Here is a 17,135-nt window from a genome sequence, read left to right as displayed (position 1 = left end):
GATTATCCTTGTCTGATTACTTGATTGGTCAGCAGATCGCGGATGGTCGACGGATTTTCCGCCTGCCCCGTCGCCATTTCCAACACCGGGAAATCCGCGCCGAACTGGGCTTTCACTTCCTGTGCGGTACGGCACGGCGGCAATCCGCTTAAATTGGCGCTGGTGGAAATCAGCGCAAATCCCGTTTGTTCGCACAACAAACGCACCGCCTCATGGCGGCATAAACGGATTGCAATGCTGTCAAAGCGCCCGGTTAAAAAGGCCGGCGTGCCCGGCGCCGCCGGAACCAGCCAAGTGGTCGGGCGATCGTAACGGGCGGTGAGGCGCTGCAACTGTGCGGCATCAAGGGTGGTGACATTAATAAAAGGCTGTAGATAACTTAAGGTCGGTGCGACCAAAATCAAGCCTTTTTCCACAGGACGCTGTTTCAAAACTAATAATTTTTGTACCGCACTTTCGTTCAGCGGATTGCAACCCAGGCCGAATACCGCTTCGGTGGGATAGGCGACAACCTGATTGCGTTTCAGTTGTTCAACGATATATTGCACATTGGCGGGGTGTTGCGTATTCATAGTGCCGTGTCAAAAATATGCCGACAGCCTCGTGCCGCACATTGCCAAGTGCGGTGCGTTTCGCTTTCTTTTTTTAAGCTGCAAACCTGTCCGCCGCAGGCGGGACAGCTGACGGCATAAGGCTTGTCGGGTAAGGTGAATTTACATTTCGGGTATCGGCTGCAGCCGTAGAATAACTTTCCTTGCCGTCCGCGTCTGGCTACCAGCGTTCCCTGCCCGCATTCCGGACAGCCGATCGTCTGTTCCGGCGGCGGGGCCTCTTCCTGCACCACAAACTGACATTGCGGATAGTTGCTGCAACCGATAAACATCCCGTAGCTGCCTTGTTTTAACTGTAAAACATGACCGCACTGCGGGCAGCGTTGAGGGAGCGATTTAATAATTTGCGTGTTGTGATGCGGCTGTAACGGTTTGAGGTAATCGCAATCCGGGTAATTACTACAGCCTAAAAACAAGCCCTTTTTGCCTTTTTTCATCACCAGCGGCGAGCCGCACTGCGGGCAAGGCTCGGTTTGTTTGGTCGGTTGAAAAAGACGCTTGTTCATAATATTTCCGCTTGCTGATTAGGGACGATTAAGCCGAATGTTTGGCGCCGGCATGTCGTTTTTGCGTTTGCCGTCGGCAATTTTAAGCGACAATGGCGCCGAACGCAATGTGCCGCCGTCGCCTTTTACGGCAGCACGATGCCGGCATGGCGTAGCAGCTGCGCGGTTTCGAACACCGGCAGTCCCATAATGCCGGTAAAACTGCCTTCAATATGCCGGATGAAAATGCCACCCATGCCCTGAATACCGTAGGCGCCGGCTTTATCCATCGGTTCTTTGCCGGCGATATAACGCCGGATGTCATCCTCCGTCAGCGCGGTAAAGCATACTTGGCTGGTTTGCACAATGTCATGCCGGCGGGCTTGGTGGAACAGGCAAACGGCGGTCATCACCTGATGAGTACGGCCGGACAGGCGACGCAGCATCTGTGCGGCGTGCGCGTCATTGCGTGGTTTGCCGAGAATTTGCCCCTCCGCGACCACAATGGTATCGGCGGACAGAAACGGTAAGTGCGGTGGTTTTTGCTGCTGTTTTTGCCATAATGCCACCGCCGCCCGGTTTTTTTGCTGCGCCATGCGCATAACGTAATCCGCCGGCGTTTCCCCTGTGAGCGGAGTTTCGTCAATAGCGGCGGCAAACACTTCGACATGCAGCCCGAGTTGCTGCAAAAGCTGTAGGCGGCGCGGACTGTTTGAGGCCAGATAAAGTTGGGTTGTGGACATCACATTGATCGGTTGTTTATTCGGAAGGAATTTAGTTTATACTTAAGCGGCAAAATAAGGAATAGCTATGTTTGAATTTACTCAGAATCAATGGTTGGCGGCGGTGCTGCTGTGTGTGTTGATCGGTTTGACGCTGCTGTTTATTGCCGTGCGGCGTAAACAGACGATTTACCGTCTGCAACAGGATTTAAATAAAAATATCAATGATTATAATCAGTTGCTGGAAAAATACGAGCATCTGTCACAGCAAAAAATCCTGTCGGAACAAGGGCTGATTAAAGCGCAGACCAGCGCCGACGGATTGCAGGTGCGTTTACGGGAGCGTGATGAAAAACTCGCTTACCTGCAACAAGAGCTGGATGAGGAACAGGCGCGGCATGAAAATATCGCCGCCCGGATCACCGCCCTGAATGAACGTTTCGGCGCCGCCCGGGCGCAGGCGGACAGTTTAAGCCGCCAGCTTGAACAAAGCCGCGACGGCCTGGCGCGCAAAGAGCGGGAATATGCCGATTTAAGCGAAAAAAACACCGCACTTTGGCGTGAGCTGACCGCGCTGAAAACCAGTCTGGCGGAAAAGGAAAAACACTTTGCCGCCCAGCAACAGAATTTCGAGCACGGCAAACAGCAGCTCAGCGTCGAGTTTCAGAATCTGGCCAACCGGATTCTGGAGGAGAAAAGCCGCAGTTTCAGCCAGAGCAACCAAGCGGCGCTGGATCAGCTGCTGAAACCGTTCCGTGAACAAATCGACGGATTCCAGAAACGGGTGAACGAGATTCATTCCGAAGCGCTGAAAGGCAATGCGGGATTGGAAGCGGAAATCAAAAAAGTGCTGCAAATCGGGCTGAGTATGTCGCAGGAGGCCAATAATCTGACTTCCGCCCTGAAAGGCGAGAAAAAAACGCTGGGCAACTGGGGCGAAGTGCAGCTTGAACGGGCGCTACAGCTGGCGGGGCTGGTAAAAGACGCCCATTACAGCGCGCAGGCGCATTTTAAAGACGAACACGGCAAACATAATTACCCGGATTTTATCCTGAATCTGCCGGATGATAAGCATATTATTATCGACAGCAAAATGTCGCTGGTCGCTTACGAAAGTGCGGTCAATACGGAAGACGAAAACCAACGGCAGTCGCTTTTGCGCGAGCATATTAAGGCGATCAGAAATCATATCGACGATTTATCGCACAAAGATTACAGCAACCTGATCGGCATGCGCAGCCCGAATTTCGTGCTGATGTTTATTGCGCTGGAACCGGCTTATATGGAAGCGCTGAAACTGGATAGCACGCTGTTTAACTACGGCTATGAGAAAAACGTGATTCTGGTTTCCCATACCACTCTGATGCCCATTCTGCGTACGGTCGCCAACCTGTGGCGGATTGAGCGCGGCAACCGTGAGGCGAAGGAAATCAGCGCCAAAGCCGGCGAAATCTACAATCAGATCTGTCTGGTCGCCGAACGGCTGGCCAAACTGGGCGGCACGCTCAGCACCGTCAGCAGCCATTACAACAGCACGGTCACGGCGCTGGTAGGCCAGCAAGGACTGGCGGGAAAAGTCGAGCGTTTCCGCGATTTATCCGCCAAAGCCACCAAAACCCTGCCGGATGTGGCGCTGCTGCATCAGGATTTGGAGGTAGAAAAACTGATTGCGCTAAAAGCAGAGGAGGATGCGGGCGAATAGCGCGCCGGCGGCATTGCGCGTTGCTGAAGTCAGGCGAGATGATACGAGATGATATTAATGCCGTTCCGGCGCTTGCGGATAGCAAACCGTGCCGGAGGTAACGCCGGTGTATTTTATGCCGATTTAACCGGGTTCAGCCGTCAATGGATAGTCGGTTTTATTCCTTCAAACCAATAAAAAAGCATAACAAAATGATAATGTTATGCTTTTTATGTAATCGTACTGCCGTTTTCTAAATCATTTTTTTCAATTGATATAAATACGCCAGCGCCTGTTTCGGGGTCATGTCGTCGGGCTCGAGTTTTTCCAGCATTTCCAGCACCGCACTTTGGCTTTCTTCCTCTTCCATTAACGCCAGTTCGCCTTGGGTTTGTCGGCCGGTGAGCAGTTCGTGCGGGTCTAGGCTACGGTTTTGCAGGGAAAGTTGTTCCAACTGTTTGAGTTTTTGTTTCGCCAGTTTGATGACCGGCTGCGGTACGCCCGCCAGCGCGGCGACCGCTAGGCCGTAACTTTTGCTCGCTGCGCCTTCCTGTACCGCGTGCATAAAGGCGATGGTATCGTGGTGTTCCAGCGCATCAAGGTGAATATTGGCGCTGCCCGGCAGTTGTTCGGGCAATACGGTCAGTTCAAAATAATGGGTGGCGAATAAGGTCAGCGAGCGGCACTGTTTGGCCAGCCATTCCGCGCAAGCCCAGGCCAGGGACAAGCCGTCGTAGGTGGAGGTGCCGCGCCCGATTTCATCAATCAGCACTAAGCTGTGGGCGGTGGCCTGATGCAGAATATTGGCCATTTCGGTCATTTCCACCATAAATGTCGAACGGCCGGAGGCCAGATCATCGGAGGCGCCGATGCGGGTAAAGATGCGATCGACAGGCCCGATCCGCGCACTTTCCGCCGGCACGAAGCTGCCGATGTACGCCATTAAGGTGATCAGTGCGGTCTGGCGCATATAGGTGCTTTTACCGCCCATATTCGGGCCGGTGATGATCAGCAAATGGCGCGCGCTGTCCAATTGCACCGGGTTGGCGATAAAAGGCTCTTTTAAAACCTGCTCCACCACCGGGTGACGCCCCTGCTCAATCGTGACGCCGATTTGCTCGCTGAACTGCGGCGCGATGTAATTCAGCGTCTGCGCCCGTTCCGCCAGATTGCTCAGCACATCCAGCTCCGCCAGCGCCAGTGCGGCGCGCTGCAATTCGCCCAAGTGCGGTAATAATTGGGCAAAAATTTCTTCATACAGCTGTTTTTCCAGCGCCAGAGAGGCGCCTTTGGCTTTCAGCACTTTATCTTCATAAGTTTTCAGTTCGGGAATGATATACCGCTCGGCATTTTTCAGGGTTTGCCGGCGCACATAATGAATCGGAGCTTTGTGCGCCTGTCCCTGACTGATTTGAATATAATAGCCGTGTACCGCATTAAAGCCGATTTTCAGGGTATCGATGCCGGTGCTTTCCCGTTCGCGTTTTTCCAGATCGTCCAGATATTGCGTCGCCCCTTCCGCCAGCGAACGCCATTCATCCAGTTCGGCGTGATAACCTGCGGCGATCACACCGCCGTCGCGGATCAGTAGCGGCGGGTTATCGATAATCGCCCGTTGCAGTAACTCCCGTTGTGCCGAAAAATCGTTCATTTGCTGGCAAAGTGCGGTCAAAAACGGGCAATTTTCCGCTTGCAGAATGTGTTTCAGCAACGGAATCTGTGTCAGCGCGGTGCGCAGGCGGGTTAAATCGCGCGGACGGGCGGAACGCAACGCCACGCGAGCCAGAATCCGTTCCATATCGCCCACCTGCTGCAGACAGGGTTGCAGTTGGCTGATCAGATCCTGCTGTAAAATCGCGCTGATCGTTTGTTGGCGCTGCTGCAGCTTTTTAACATTGCGAATCGGCTGGTGGATCCAGCGCTTCAGCAGGCGGCTGCCCATCGGGGTGACGCACTTATCCAGCACCGATGCCAGCGTATTTTCCGTGCCGCCGGCAAGATTTTGGGTCAGCTCCAGATTGCGCCGGGTGGCGGCATCCAGCTGAACGGTATCGCTGTTTTGCAGCAGGCTGATACTTTGAATATGCGGCAGAGCGGTGCGTTGAGTTTCCTGCGCATATTGCAGCAGACAGCCGGCGGCGCACAGCCCCAGCAATGCCTTTTCCACCCCGAAACCGCGTAAATCTTTGGTGCCGAACTGGCGGTTTAATTGCTGAACCGCCGTGTTTAACTCAAATTCCCACACCGGACGCCGGCGCAAACCCTTGGCATGTTCAATGATATGCAGTGCGGCGAAATCTTCGCAATACAGCAGTTCGACCGGCTGGATGCGCTGTAATTCCGCTTGTAGATGTTGTTGCGAATCGGGTTCGCTGAGCTGAAAGCGCCCCGATGTCATATCCAATGTCGCCAGACCGAAGTGCTCTTTTTCCTGATATACCGCCGCAATCAGATTATCCTGCCGCTCCGGCAGCAGCGCTTCGTCGCTCACCGTACCGGGCGTAACCACACGCACAATCTGGCGTTCCACCGGCCCTTTGGCGGTGGCCGGGTCGCCGATCTGTTCACAAATCGCCACGCTTTCGCCAAGCTGCACCAGTTTGGCCAGATAGCCTTCCACCGCGTGATAAGGCACGCCCGCCATGGGAATCGGCTGACCTGCCGACTGGCCGCGCTTGGTCAGCGAAATATCCAGCAATGCCGCCGCTTTTTTGGCGTCATCGTAAAATAATTCATAAAAATCGCCCATGCGGTAAAACAGCAGAATATCGGGATTTTCTGCTTTTAAACGCAGGTATTGCTGCATCATCGGCGTGTGTTGATCAGTTTTTTTGTCTAATTTCATTGCGTTATCCGTTTTATTATTTTCTTGTCAGAGGATTTTCTGCGCGCTGCTATTTTATAACGAATCCGGATTTTTGTGCAGAAGGCGATAAGGCAATCGCACAATTATTGTATGAGCCGCGATATCAAAAAGCCACCGCTAAAAAAAGCAGCATGATTTTTGGGCTGAAAAAATACCGGGCGAAAACGGCTGTGATGATGCCTGTTTAGGAAGAAAACGCCGAAGCTTTCCGTTCGGCAAAGGCCCTGATCGCCGTACGGCGATCAGGGCCGGATGTGCGGATGGATTAATTGCTGAATTTACTAATCGCTGCGGCAATTTCCTGATCGCGGTAAACCGCCTGTACCACTTCGGAAAAGGTTTGGTTCAGCACTTTCTGAATTTCGTCATTTTTTGCACTGAAAGCGCCTTCCTGTGTTCGGGTGCCGCCGATTTTCTTGGTGAACTGCCCTTTCGCGCCCTGTACCTGCACGTTCAACTGTATATTGGTCGTGATTTTATAGCGTAAATCGCCTTGTTCGACTTTGGCATAAAAATCGGTGACATCAACGAGTACGTTGCTGTTGGATTGCGCCGGTGTGGCGGCGATACGGAAGCCTTTGGCGTTCAGATCCTGTTTGATGACCTGATCAAACAGTTGTGTTACGGTCGGTTCGGCAAACAGTTTAAAGACGCCGCCGTTGATGACATAACTGGATATTTCAGGTTGCGTGCGCGCATCACGCGTCGCAATGTTCAGTACGGCATTCTGGTTCGCCGCGTTAAACTGCGTGGTCGGCGCCGGCGGTGTGAAACTTAATGTACTGCTTGGCTGGCTCTGGCAGGCGCTCAGCAGCAGCGCACCGGCCATCAGTGCGGCAACGGAAAATTTTTTAAAACCCATAGATCACCTCGATAATCAAAAAAAGTGACGGTTATTCTTGCAAACTTCCCGGGTAATGTATAGTCTCTGGGCGCGAAAAGCACGAAAAATTTACCACAGAAACAAGGAAACGCGATGTCCAAACAACAGGAATTACAGGCTAAAATTCATGCCGAATTTGCACCGCACTTTTTGCATATTGAGAACGAAAGCCATCTTCACAGCGCGGGACGCGGCGCCGAGTCGCATTTTAAGATCGTGATTGTCTGCGAGGCGTTTGCCGGCATGGCGAAAATTGCCCGTCACCGCGCGGTTTATCAGCTGCTGGCGGCGGATCTGCAAAACGGGATTCATGCGCTGGCGCTGCATACTTACAGCCCGTCGGAGTGGGAGAATCTGAACCGCCGGATACCGTCGTCCACCCGTTGTGCCGGCGTCGGCCATTAAGGCGCCGTCTCATACCTCATTGGCGGTACAGTAAAATTTTTCCTGTGCCGAAAAGTTGATTTTTTACAAATATTCTGCTTTTTTTCGCAAAAACAGGGGAAAAATGCCGCGCTTAAGTGGCATGAATTTTATTATTTGGTTAAAATGAGCAGCTAATTTTTACGAAATTTTAACGTTATATTTTGTACATAAAATAGACGCCCGAAACGACAGAATTTGAGTTTTAAATTTTATATGGTTGGAGAACTATTATTACTATTTTGTTATGTTCGCAGATAGTCCGGATAGCTCTGAAAATCATTACTCAAGACGAGGTTGCCGCATGTTGCCGTCACGACGGTAAAAGTGCGGTAGCTATATTTTTAATCTAACGAAAAGTAGTGCAAACAATATGATTACGATTAAAAAAGGCTTGGATCTTCCTATTGCGGGAAGTCCGGAACAAGTAATCCGTAGCGGTAACGCCGTTACTGAAGTTGCCTTGCTTGGCGAAGAATATGTGGGTATGCGGCCTTCCATGAAGGTGCGCGAAGGCGATACGGTGAAAAAAGGTCAGGTGCTTTTTGAAGACAAAAAGAATCCCGGCGTCTTTTTTACCGCGCCGGCAAGCGGAACCGTTAGCGCGATTAATCGCGGCGCCAAGCGAGTATTACAGTCCGTAGTGATTCAAATTGCCGGGGATGAACAAGTCACGTTCGCTCACTACGCGGCGGCCGAACTGAAAACCCTGAGTGCCGAACAGGTTCGGCAAAATCTGCAAACTTCAGGATTATGGACCGCACTTCGCACCCGTCCGTTCAGTAAAATTCCTGCTGTTGACGCCGTGCCGGCATCGATCTTCGTCAATGCCATGGATACCAACCCGCTGGCGGCAAATCCGGAAGTGGTGTTAAAAGAACACGGGCAGGATTTTATTGACGGTCTGACCGTATTAAGTCGCCTGCATGAAGGTCAGGTACATTTATGCAAAGCGGCCGGCAGTCAGATTCCGACCGCCGATTTGCCGAATCTGGCGGTGCATGAGTTCAGCGGGCCGCATCCGGCGGGCTTAAGCGGTACGCATATTCATTTCATTGATCCGGTCAGCGCGACCAAATCCGTCTGGTCTGTTAATTATCAGGATGTGATCGCCATTGGTAAATTATTTACCAGCGGCGAACTTTACACCGGGCGTGTGGTGGCGTTAGCCGGCCCGCAGGTGAAAAATCCGCGTCTGATTTATACCCAGCTCGGCGCTAATTTGTCGCAGTTGACGGCAAATGAGTTAAAAGACGGCGAAAATCGGGTGATTTCCGGTTCCGTGCTGAGCGGTCATACCGCGACCGGCCCGGTCGATTATCTGGGACGTTATGCTCTACAGGTTGCCGTGATTGCCGAGGGACGCGAGAAAGAGTTTTTAGGCTGGATGATGCCGGGCGCGAATAAATTCTCAATTACCCGCACGGTACTGGGACATTTCGGGCATAAACTGTTTAACTTTACTTCCGCGCTGAACGGCGGTCATCGCGCAATGGTGCCGATCGGCGCTTATGAGCGGGTCATGCCGTTGGATATTATTCCGACATTATTACTGCGTGATTTAGCCGCAGGCGATACGGACAGTGCGCAAGCATTAGGCTGTCTGGAGCTGGACGAAGAGGATCTGGCGCTTTGCACGTTCGTCTGTCCGGGAAAAAACGAATACGGTCCGATGCTGCGCGCGGCGCTGGATAAGATCGAGAAGGAAGGTTAAAAATGGGTTTAAAACATCTTTTAGAGAAAATGGAACCTGCATTTTTACCGGGCGGTAAATATGAAAAATGGTTCGCATTATACGAAGCGACGGCGACATTTTTATATACGCCGGGTACGGTCACCACAAAAGCCGCTCATATACGCGATGCGTTAGATTCAAAACGTATGATGGTGTTGGTTTGGCTGGCACTGTTTCCGGCGATGTTCTACGGTATGTTCAACGTCGGGGCGCAGTCGATACTGGCGTTAAGCGTCGGTGATTTCGCGCAGAATCTGGCGCAAAATGCGGCTAACGACTGGCATTTCGCGCTTGCTGACACATTGGGTCTGGTTTCACCGGATGCCGGCGTGCTGGCGAAAATGGCGCTGGGGGCGATTTTCTTCCTGCCGATTTATCTGGTGGTCTTTTTGGTCGGCGGTTTCTGGGAAGTGTTGTTTGCGATGGTGCGCAAACACGAGGTCAATGAAGGTTTCTTTGTCACCTCCATTCTGTTAGCCCTGATTGTTCCGCCGACATTACCGTTATGGCAGGCGGCACTGGCGACGACTTTCGGTGTCGTGGTGGCGAAAGAAGTGTTCGGCGGCGTGGGTAAAAACTTTATGAACCCGGCATTAGCGGGACGTGCGTTTCTCTTTTTTGCTTATCCGGCACAGATTTCCGGCGATATGGTCTGGGTTGCCGCGGATGGTTTTTCCGGTGCGACCGCACTTTCGCAATGGTCAAGCGGCGGCGAAGCTGCACTGAAACATGTGGCGACCGGACAGCCGATTACCTGGATGGATGCCTTTTTAGGTAATCTGCCGGGCTCTATCGGTGAAGTTTCTACCCTGGCGCTGTTAATCGGCGGGCTGGTTATCGTCGTCGCCCGAATCGCATCCTGGAGGATTATCGCCGGTGTGATGATCGGTATGATCGCCACTTCAACCTTGTTTAATCTTATCGGTTCCGCCACTAATCCGCTGTTTGCTATGCCTTGGCACTGGCATTTAGTGTTAGGCGGTTTTGCCTTAGGTATGCTGTTTATGGCCACCGATCCGGTATCTGCGGCGTTCACCAATAAAGGTAAATGGTGGTACGGTGCGCTAATCGGCGTGATGGCGGTGCTTATCCGCGTGGTAAACCCGGCATATCCGGAAGGCATGATGTTGGCTATTTTATTTGCCAACCTGTTTGCGCCGTTATTCGACTACATTGTAGTTCAGGCAAATATTAAACGTCGGAGAGCACGCAATGGCTAAATTCAATAAAGACAGTATCGGCGGCACAATCTCGGTGGTTGTGCTGTTAAGTTTGGTTTGTTCCGTTATCGTAGCGGGTTCGGCGGTATTGCTGAAACCGACACAGGAAGAACAGAAACAACTGGATAAACAAAAAAATATTCTCAGTGTGGCCGGTTTATTAAATGCGGATACCAAAGCCGGGCAGATTAAAGATATTTTCGCCAAAAATATCGAAGCCCGCTGCGTGGAGCTGGACAGCGGCGATTACACCGATTGTCCGGCTAACTTTGATGCGAAAGCGGCGGTAAAAGATCCGAAACAAAGTCAGGCGTTGACTGCCGATGAGGATCAGGCCGGCATCCGCAATCGCGCCAATTTGGCCGAAGTCTATCTGGTTAAAGGCGGTGACGGACAGGTCTCGCAGGTCGTGCTGCCGATTTACGGACGCGGCTTATGGTCCACCATGTATGGTTTCCTGTCGGTACAGCCGGACGGCAACACCGTCAACGGAATCACCTACTATGAGCACGGCGAAACGCCGGGGCTGGGCGGTGAAATCGAAAATCCGCGCTGGCAGGCACAATTTGCCGGCAAGAAATTATTTGACGGCGATAAAGCGGCATTATTTGTCGGCAAAGGCGCATCGTCCAATAAAGAACACGGCATCGACGCGATATCAGGCTCTACCCTGACCAGTAACGGAGTGAACAATTCCTTTAAATTCTGGTTGGGTCAAAAAGGGTTTGGTCCGTATTTGGCAAAATTAAAAGCGGGGGCTAACTAATGGCTGGTTCAAATCTTAAAAAGCTGTTGTTATCGCCGGTCATCGATAACAACCCGATTGCATTACAAATTTTAGGTATTTGTTCTGCGTTGGCGGTAACCACCAAACTTGAGACCGCGGTGGTAATGGCGGTTGCGGTAAGTTTGGTTACGGCGTTTTCAAGCTTCTTTATTTCGTTAATCCGTAACTATATTCCGAACAGTATCCGTATTATCGTACAAATGGCGATCATTGCGTCACTGGTTATTCTGGTGGATCAAATCCTGCGTGCTTACGCTTATGATTTATCAAAACAGCTGTCCGTTTTCGTCGGTCTGATTATTACTAACTGTATCGTGATGGGGCGCGCCGAAGCGTTCGCCATGAAATCGGCACCGGTAGAAAGTTTTGTGGACGGTATCGGTAACGGTCTGGGTTACGGCGCGATTCTGGTGACGGTGGCGTTTATTCGCGAGTTAATCGGTTCCGGAAAATTATTCGGCACGACCGTCTTCCAAACCTTACAGGATGGCGGCTGGTACCAGACTAACGGTCTGTTCTTACTGGCGCCGAGCGCATTCTTTATCATTGGTTTCTTAATCTGGGGCTTAAGAACCTGGAAACCGGAACAGGTGGAGAAATAATCGATGGAACATTATATTAGCTTATTCGTTAAATCCGTATTTATCGAAAATATGGCGCTTTCTTTCTTCCTGGGAATGTGTACGTTCCTGGCGGTCTCGAAAAAAGTGTCCACCGCCTTCGGTCTGGGGATTGCGGTTATCGTCGTACTGGGTATTTCCGTGCCGGTCAACCAACTGGTGTATTCTTTAATTCTTAAAGACAGCGCGTTGGTTGAAGGGATTGATTTAAGTTTCCTTAACTTTATTACCTTTATCGGAGTGATTGCGGCGTTAGTACAAATTCTCGAAATGGTACTGGATAAATTCTTTCCCGCGTTATACAACGCGCTGGGGATCTTTTTACCGCTGATCACGGTAAACTGTGCGATTTTCGGTGGCGTATCCTTTATGGTTCAGCGCGATTATAATTTCGCCGAATCGGTGGTGTACGGTATTGGTGCCGGTACGGGCTGGATGCTGGCGATTGTGGCGCTGGCAGGGATTACTGAGAAAATGAAATATGCCGATGTACCGGCAGGGCTGCGCGGTTTAGGCATTACTTTTATCACCGTCGGTCTGATGGCGCTCGGCTTTATGTCCTTCTCAGGCATTCAGTTGTAACAAAGGGGATATAGAATGGAAATTACTCTTGGCATTGCAATGTTCACGGTTATCGTATTGGTTTTAGCGGTTATCATCTTATTCGCCAAATCCAAACTGGTAAACTCCGGCGACATTACAATTGAAATCAATAACGATCCGAGCAAAGCGATCAGCCTGCCGGCCGGCGGTAAATTATTAGGCGCGCTGGCGAGCAAAGGCATCTTCGTGTCCTCCGCTTGCGGCGGCGGCGGTTCCTGCGGTCAATGCGTCGTAAAAGTAACGGAAGGCGGCGGCGATATTCTGCCGACCGAGCTTTCCCATATTTCGAAACGTGAAGCGAAAGAGGGCTATCGCCTTTCCTGTCAGGTCAACGTGAAGAACAGCATGAAAATCGAACTGCCGGAAGAAGTGTTCGGGGTGAAAAAATGGGAATGCACCGTTATCTCCAACGATAACAAAGCGACTTTCATTAAAGAGCTCAAACTGGCGATTCCGGAAGGCGAGGAAGTACCGTTCCGTGCCGGCGGCTATATTCAGATTGAAGCCGAACCGCATACGGTTTATTACAAAGACTTCGACATTCCGCAGGAATATCACGAAGACTGGGATAAATACGATTTATGGCGTTATGTGTCCAAAGTGGACGATCATATTATCCGCGCCTATTCCATGGCGTCTTATCCGGAAGAAAAAGGCATTATTATGCTGAACGTACGTATTGCGACGCCGCCTCCGCGTAATCCTGACGTGCCGCCGGGACAAATGTCCTCTTATATCTGGTCGTTAAAACCGGGTGATAAAGTGACGATTTCCGGGCCGTTCGGCGAATTCTTCGCCAAAGATACCGATGCGGAAATGGTGTTTATCGGCGGCGGTGCCGGTATGGCGCCGATGCGTTCGCATATTTTCGACCAGTTAAAACGTCTGCATTCCAAACGTAAAATTTCCTTCTGGTACGGCGCACGCTCCAAGCGGGAAATGTTCTATGTGGAAGATTTCGATCAGTTACAGGCCGAAAATCCGAATTTTACCTGGCATGTGGCGTTGTCCGATCCGTTGCCAGACGACAACTGGGACGGTTACACCGGATTTATTCACAACGTGCTTTATGAAAATTATCTGAAAAATCACGAAGCGCCGGAAGATTGCGAATACTACATGTGCGGACCGCCGGTGATGAACGCCGCCGTGATCGGCATGCTGAAAAATCTGGGTGTGGAAGATGAAAACATCTTATTGGATGATTTCGGCGGCTGATAAAACTCAGCGCGTAAATAAGAGCGGTCAGAAATCTGGCCGCTTTCACCATTATTCGGCACAGAAAACCGTCACATGCCGTCTTTCAACCGCGGTTTAGCCGATAAGTACGGTAAGGAGAACATCATGTTCAGTTTTCAGCGCATTTATGATTTCACCCCGCAGGCAAACCAATGTGCGGTGTTCGTTGACCGACTTTACCCGCGCGGAGTGCATAAGGCATTGTTTCAGCACTGTTTATGGTTAAAATCCGTCACGCCGTCCAATGAACTGCGCAAATGGTTTCATCAGGATCCGGCGGCGAATTTCGAGCTGTTTAAACTACGGTATCATCAGGAGTTGCTCGGTACCGAACAACAGCAGGGATTGGCACAGCTGAAAGCTCTAGCGCAACAATATGACAATGTGTTGCTGTTAAGTGCGGTCAAAAATCCGCAAAAAAGTCATATTCCGGTGTTACTGGAAGCGTTAAACCAATAATCTATTTTTATGCTTGGTATCTTTATTATTTTCAATCAGATATGCAGGCATTCCGACATTATGAAAAAGAAACGAATTTTTAGCTGGTGTTGTCTGGCGTTATGTGGCCTGATGCTGGCCGCCTGCAATAAGGAGCCGCAGATCACGACGCTGAGCGGCAAAACCATGGGCACGACCTATCATATTAAATATATCGACGACGGCAGCTCGGCAGCGGATACCGAACGCACGCACGAACAGGTCGAAACGATTTTAAAAGACGTGAACGATAAAATGTCCACTTATATTCCGAGTTCGGAACTCAGCCGCTTTAATCAGTCGCGTCAAACGGATACGCCGGTTGAAATTTCGGCCGATTTGGCCACCGTTATCGGTGAGGCGCTGCGCTTAAACCGTCTTACCGAAGGGGCGCTGGATATTACCGTCGGGCCGCTGGTCAATTTATGGGGATTCGGCCCGGAAAAACGGGTTGAAAAACAACCCACAGCACAGCAATTGGCGCAGCGGCAGGCATGGGTCGGCATTGAAAAGCTGAAATTAAGCGAAAAGGACGGGCGTTTTTACCTTGAAAAAACCGTTCCCGAACTCTATGTTGATCTCTCCTCCATCGCCAAAGGTTTCGGCGTCGATAAAGTGGCGGACTATATCGAAAGTATCGGCATTGCCGATTATCTGGTGGAAATCGGCGGTGAAATCCGCGCCAAAGGCCGCAATCTCGAGGGAAAAGTCTGGCAAATCGCCATTGAAAAGCCGACCTTTGACGGTTCGAGAGCGGTAGAACAGGTTATCGGACTGGGGAATCTGGCGATGGCCACCTCCGGCGATTACCGCAATTATTTTGAGGATAACGGCAAACGCTTTTCCCATGAAATCGATCCGAAAAGCGGCTACCCGATCCAGCATCATTTAGCTTCAATTACCGTGCTGGATCCGTCGTCTATGCGCGCGGACGGATTGTCCACCGGCTTGTTCGTATTGGGCGAGGATAAAGCCCTACAGATCGCGGAACAACACAATCTGCCGGTTTATCTGATCATCAAAACGCAGGACGGCTTTTCCACCAAAATGTCCTCCGCGTTTGAAAAACTGTTAAACAACAAGGAATAACCTATGCAATTATTTTTGATTACCTTCGGCCTGTTTATTCTGGTGATCCTCGGCATGTCACTGGGCTATATCGTGAAGAAAAAATCCATCGCCGGCAGCTGCGGCGGCATTTCCAGCCTCGGACTGAAAAAAGTCTGCGACTGTGAAGAACCTTGCGATAACCTGAAACAAAAAGTGGCGAAAGGGGAAGCGGATCCGGCGGAGTTAGCGCGTTTTGAGAAAAATAACGCGCAGTTTTACGAAGTGAAATAATTTTTCGGAGCAACATTATGCCTTATGTTAATATCAAAGTGACCGGCGGCAAGGAAGCGCCGACGGCGCAGCAAAAAGCGGAACTTATCCGCGGTGTGACCGAACTGCTGCACAATGTGCTGGGAAAAAATCCGGCCACCACCGTGGTGGTGATCGACGAAGTGGAAACCGATAACTGGGGAATCGGCGGCAAAACCGTTACCGTACGGCGTCAGGAGACATCCTGCGAAGAATAAACGACGGCGAAAACTTGATAAAAAACGACCGCACTTTAGGTGCCGGAGAACATAATGAAATCAGAAACCTACCAACAGCATTTCCCGCAGCTCAGCGCCGCGCAGCTTGCCGAACACGGCAAACGAAAAGTGATCGTCGGCATGTCGGGCGGGGTGGATTCTTCCGTATCCGCCTTTATTTTGCAGCAACAGGGCTATCAGGTGGAAGGCCTGTTTATGAAAAACTGGGAAGAGGACGACGACACCGACTATTGCACTGCAGCGGCGGATCTGGCCGATGCGCAGGCGGTGTGCGATAAACTGGGGATTCGCCTGCATAAAATTAACTTTGCCGCCGAATACTGGGACAACGTGTTCGAACATTTTCTGGCGGAATATAAAGCCGGCCGCACGCCGAATCCGGATATTCTGTGCAATAAAGAAATCAAATTCAAAGCCTTTCTGGACTATGCCGCCGAGGATCTGGGCGCCGATTATATCGCCACCGGCCATTATGTGCGCCGGCGCGATGTCGACGGTCGGGCGCAACTTTTGCGCGGTCTGGACAATAACAAGGATCAGAGCTATTTTCTTTATACTCTGAGCCATCAGCAGGTGGCGCAAAGCCTATTTCCGGTCGGCGACATTGAAAAACCGATCGTGCGCGCCATTGCCGAAGAGCTGGGGCTGGCGACGGCGAAGAAAAAAGATTCCACCGGCATTTGTTTTATCGGCGAGCGTAAATTCAAAGATTTTCTGGCGCGTTTTCTGCCCGCGCAACCGGGCGATATAAAAACCACCGAGGGCGAGATTATCGGACGCCATCAGGGTCTGATGTACCACACGCTCGGCCAGCGTAAAGGATTGGGCATCGGCGGTATCAAAGGCAAAGACGAAAATGCCTGGTATGTGGTGGAAAAAGATCTGCAAAATAACGTGTTAGTGGTGGCTCAGGGGCTGGATAATACGGCGCTGCTGTCGCGCGGACTGATCGCCGGCCAGCTGCATTGGGTGGAGCGCCAACCGCTGCGTCAGCCGTTGCGCTGCACGGTGAAAACCCGTTATCGTCAGGCGGATATTGCCTGCCAAATTATCCCGCTGCATGACGATGGCATCGAAGTCCGTTTCGAACAACCGCAAATTGCGGTCACACCCGGCCAGTCCGCGGTGTTCTATCAAGGCGAAGTCTGTCTCGGCGGCGGCGTGATAGAACGGCAAATCAAATAA

18 protein-coding genes are annotated in these 17,135 nt (G+C 51.3%); 13 read left to right on the top strand and 5 right to left on the bottom strand.

Annotated features, from left to right (window positions below; all coding sequences use genetic code 11):
* Positions 1-2 precede the first annotated feature (2 nt).
* The 3 genes from tsaC to ACESOH_RS03540 all read right to left on the bottom strand — a co-directional run bounded on the left by tsaC (position 3) and on the right by ACESOH_RS03540 (position 1,839).
* Positions 3-572 (bottom strand): L-threonylcarbamoyladenylate synthase type 1 TsaC, encoded by a 570-nt coding sequence (tsaC, locus tag ACESOH_RS03550; RefSeq protein ID WP_373099701.1) that lies wholly within the window; start codon positions 570-572, stop codon positions 3-5.
* Entirely contained in the window at positions 569-1,117 is a 549-nt protein-coding gene (locus ACESOH_RS03545) for a DNA topoisomerase family protein (protein ID WP_373099699.1), read from the bottom strand. Before ACESOH_RS03545 ends, tsaC begins: the two co-directional genes overlap by 4 nt.
* Before the next feature lie 125 nt (positions 1,118-1,242).
* Entirely contained in the window at positions 1,243-1,839 is a 597-nt protein-coding gene (locus ACESOH_RS03540; protein ID WP_373099698.1) for a Maf family protein, read from the bottom strand.
* 67 nt (positions 1,840-1,906) lie between these two features.
* Between ACESOH_RS03540 and ACESOH_RS03535 the strand changes: the two genes are divergently transcribed.
* Positions 1,907-3,520, top strand: coding sequence for a DNA recombination protein RmuC (locus ACESOH_RS03535; RefSeq protein ID WP_373099697.1), 1,614 nt, complete (start codon positions 1,907-1,909; stop codon positions 3,518-3,520).
* Positions 3,521-3,752: 232 nt separating this feature from the next.
* Here ACESOH_RS03535 and mutS read toward each other — a convergent pair whose 3' ends face one another.
* A complete protein-coding gene (gene mutS, locus ACESOH_RS03530) occupies positions 3,753-6,344 on the bottom strand; it encodes a DNA mismatch repair protein MutS (protein WP_373099695.1) in 2,592 nt (863 codons plus the stop codon).
* A 286-nt stretch (positions 6,345-6,630) separates the two neighbouring features.
* Positions 6,631-7,227: a YajG family lipoprotein gene (locus ACESOH_RS03525; protein WP_373099693.1), complete on the bottom strand. Its 597-nt coding sequence runs from the start codon at positions 7,225-7,227 to the stop codon at positions 6,631-6,633.
* 114 nt (positions 7,228-7,341) lie between these two features.
* Between ACESOH_RS03525 and ACESOH_RS03520 the strand changes: the two genes are divergently transcribed.
* From ACESOH_RS03520 to mnmA, 12 genes are all read left to right on the top strand, one after another.
* Positions 7,342-7,653: a BolA family protein gene (locus ACESOH_RS03520; protein ID WP_373099691.1), complete on the top strand. Its 312-nt coding sequence runs from the start codon at positions 7,342-7,344 to the stop codon at positions 7,651-7,653.
* 391 nt (positions 7,654-8,044) lie between these two features.
* Positions 8,045-9,385 carry a Na(+)-translocating NADH-quinone reductase subunit A gene (locus ACESOH_RS03515; protein ID WP_373099689.1) on the top strand — a complete coding sequence of 447 codons (1,341 nt, stop codon included), beginning with the start codon at positions 8,045-8,047 and terminating at the stop codon, positions 9,383-9,385.
* A gap of 2 nt (positions 9,386-9,387) precedes the next feature.
* Complete coding sequence (locus tag ACESOH_RS03510) at positions 9,388-10,626, top strand: NADH:ubiquinone reductase (Na(+)-transporting) subunit B (RefSeq protein WP_373099687.1); 1,239 nt, start codon at positions 9,388-9,390, stop codon at positions 10,624-10,626.
* A complete protein-coding gene (locus ACESOH_RS03505; RefSeq protein WP_032093182.1) occupies positions 10,619-11,392 on the top strand; it encodes a Na(+)-translocating NADH-quinone reductase subunit C in 774 nt (257 codons plus the stop codon). The genes ACESOH_RS03510 and ACESOH_RS03505 overlap by 8 nt, the downstream gene beginning before the upstream one ends.
* Positions 11,392-12,015 (top strand): NADH:ubiquinone reductase (Na(+)-transporting) subunit D, encoded by a 624-nt coding sequence (locus ACESOH_RS03500; protein WP_032093183.1) that lies wholly within the window; start codon positions 11,392-11,394, stop codon positions 12,013-12,015. Before ACESOH_RS03505 ends, ACESOH_RS03500 begins: the two co-directional genes overlap by 1 nt.
* A 3-nt stretch (positions 12,016-12,018) precedes the next feature.
* Positions 12,019-12,615: an NADH:ubiquinone reductase (Na(+)-transporting) subunit E gene (gene nqrE / locus ACESOH_RS03495; protein ID WP_032093184.1), complete on the top strand. Its 597-nt coding sequence runs from the start codon at positions 12,019-12,021 to the stop codon at positions 12,613-12,615.
* Between the two features lie 15 nt (positions 12,616-12,630).
* The gene (gene nqrF / locus ACESOH_RS03490) at positions 12,631-13,854 is read left to right on the top strand and encodes an NADH:ubiquinone reductase (Na(+)-transporting) subunit F (protein WP_032093185.1); all 1,224 of its coding nucleotides are present in this window, start codon (positions 12,631-12,633) and stop codon (positions 13,852-13,854) included.
* A 126-nt stretch (positions 13,855-13,980) separates the two neighbouring features.
* The gene (locus ACESOH_RS03485; RefSeq protein WP_373099684.1) at positions 13,981-14,334 is read left to right on the top strand and encodes a DUF488 domain-containing protein; all 354 of its coding nucleotides are present in this window, start codon (positions 13,981-13,983) and stop codon (positions 14,332-14,334) included.
* Between the two features lie 60 nt (positions 14,335-14,394).
* Positions 14,395-15,441 (top strand): FAD:protein FMN transferase, encoded by a 1,047-nt coding sequence (locus ACESOH_RS03480; protein WP_373099683.1) that lies wholly within the window; start codon positions 14,395-14,397, stop codon positions 15,439-15,441.
* A 3-nt stretch (positions 15,442-15,444) separates the two neighbouring features.
* Positions 15,445-15,693, top strand: coding sequence for a (Na+)-NQR maturation NqrM (gene nqrM / locus ACESOH_RS03475; RefSeq protein WP_032093188.1), 249 nt, complete (start codon positions 15,445-15,447; stop codon positions 15,691-15,693).
* A gap of 17 nt (positions 15,694-15,710) precedes the next feature.
* A complete protein-coding gene (locus tag ACESOH_RS03470) occupies positions 15,711-15,929 on the top strand; it encodes a tautomerase family protein (protein ID WP_032093189.1) in 219 nt (72 codons plus the stop codon).
* Between the two features lie 54 nt (positions 15,930-15,983).
* Positions 15,984-17,135, top strand: a complete 1,152-nt coding sequence (mnmA, locus tag ACESOH_RS03465; protein WP_373099680.1) for a tRNA 2-thiouridine(34) synthase MnmA — start codon at positions 15,984-15,986, stop codon at positions 17,133-17,135.

The organism is Necropsobacter rosorum (assembly GCF_964241405.1).
GTDB classification, from domain to species: Bacteria; Pseudomonadota; Gammaproteobacteria; order Enterobacterales; family Pasteurellaceae; genus Necropsobacter; species Necropsobacter rosorum.
Note: the sequence above shows the minus strand (reverse complement) of the source record. Positions and strands in the feature narration are given on the sequence as shown.

Bases quoted from the DNA above. Each gene is read 5' to 3' on its own strand.
- tsaC (WP_373099701.1), bottom strand. From the start codon at position 572: ATGAATACGCAACACCCCGCCAATGTGCAATATATCGTTGAACAACTG.
- ACESOH_RS03545 (WP_373099699.1), bottom strand. From the start codon at position 1,117: ATGAACAAGCGTCTTTTTCAACCGACCAAACAAACCGAGCCTTGCCCG.
- ACESOH_RS03540 (WP_373099698.1), bottom strand. From the start codon at position 1,839: ATGTCCACAACCCAACTTTATCTGGCCTCAAACAGTCCGCGCCGCCTA.
- ACESOH_RS03535 (WP_373099697.1), top strand. From the start codon at position 1,907: ATGTTTGAATTTACTCAGAATCAATGGTTGGCGGCGGTGCTGCTGTGT.
- mutS (WP_373099695.1), bottom strand. From the start codon at position 6,344: ATGAAATTAGACAAAAAAACTGATCAACACACGCCGATGATGCAGCAA.
- ACESOH_RS03525 (WP_373099693.1), bottom strand. From the start codon at position 7,227: ATGGGTTTTAAAAAATTTTCCGTTGCCGCACTGATGGCCGGTGCGCTG.
- ACESOH_RS03520 (WP_373099691.1), top strand. From the start codon at position 7,342: ATGTCCAAACAACAGGAATTACAGGCTAAAATTCATGCCGAATTTGCA.
- ACESOH_RS03515 (WP_373099689.1), top strand. From the start codon at position 8,045: ATGATTACGATTAAAAAAGGCTTGGATCTTCCTATTGCGGGAAGTCCG.
- ACESOH_RS03510 (WP_373099687.1), top strand. From the start codon at position 9,388: ATGGGTTTAAAACATCTTTTAGAGAAAATGGAACCTGCATTTTTACCG.
- ACESOH_RS03505 (WP_032093182.1), top strand. From the start codon at position 10,619: ATGGCTAAATTCAATAAAGACAGTATCGGCGGCACAATCTCGGTGGTT.
- ACESOH_RS03500 (WP_032093183.1), top strand. From the start codon at position 11,392: ATGGCTGGTTCAAATCTTAAAAAGCTGTTGTTATCGCCGGTCATCGAT.
- nqrE (WP_032093184.1), top strand. From the start codon at position 12,019: ATGGAACATTATATTAGCTTATTCGTTAAATCCGTATTTATCGAAAAT.
- nqrF (WP_032093185.1), top strand. From the start codon at position 12,631: ATGGAAATTACTCTTGGCATTGCAATGTTCACGGTTATCGTATTGGTT.
- ACESOH_RS03485 (WP_373099684.1), top strand. From the start codon at position 13,981: ATGTTCAGTTTTCAGCGCATTTATGATTTCACCCCGCAGGCAAACCAA.
- ACESOH_RS03480 (WP_373099683.1), top strand. From the start codon at position 14,395: ATGAAAAAGAAACGAATTTTTAGCTGGTGTTGTCTGGCGTTATGTGGC.
- nqrM (WP_032093188.1), top strand. From the start codon at position 15,445: ATGCAATTATTTTTGATTACCTTCGGCCTGTTTATTCTGGTGATCCTC.
- ACESOH_RS03470 (WP_032093189.1), top strand. From the start codon at position 15,711: ATGCCTTATGTTAATATCAAAGTGACCGGCGGCAAGGAAGCGCCGACG.
- mnmA (WP_373099680.1), top strand. From the start codon at position 15,984: ATGAAATCAGAAACCTACCAACAGCATTTCCCGCAGCTCAGCGCCGCG.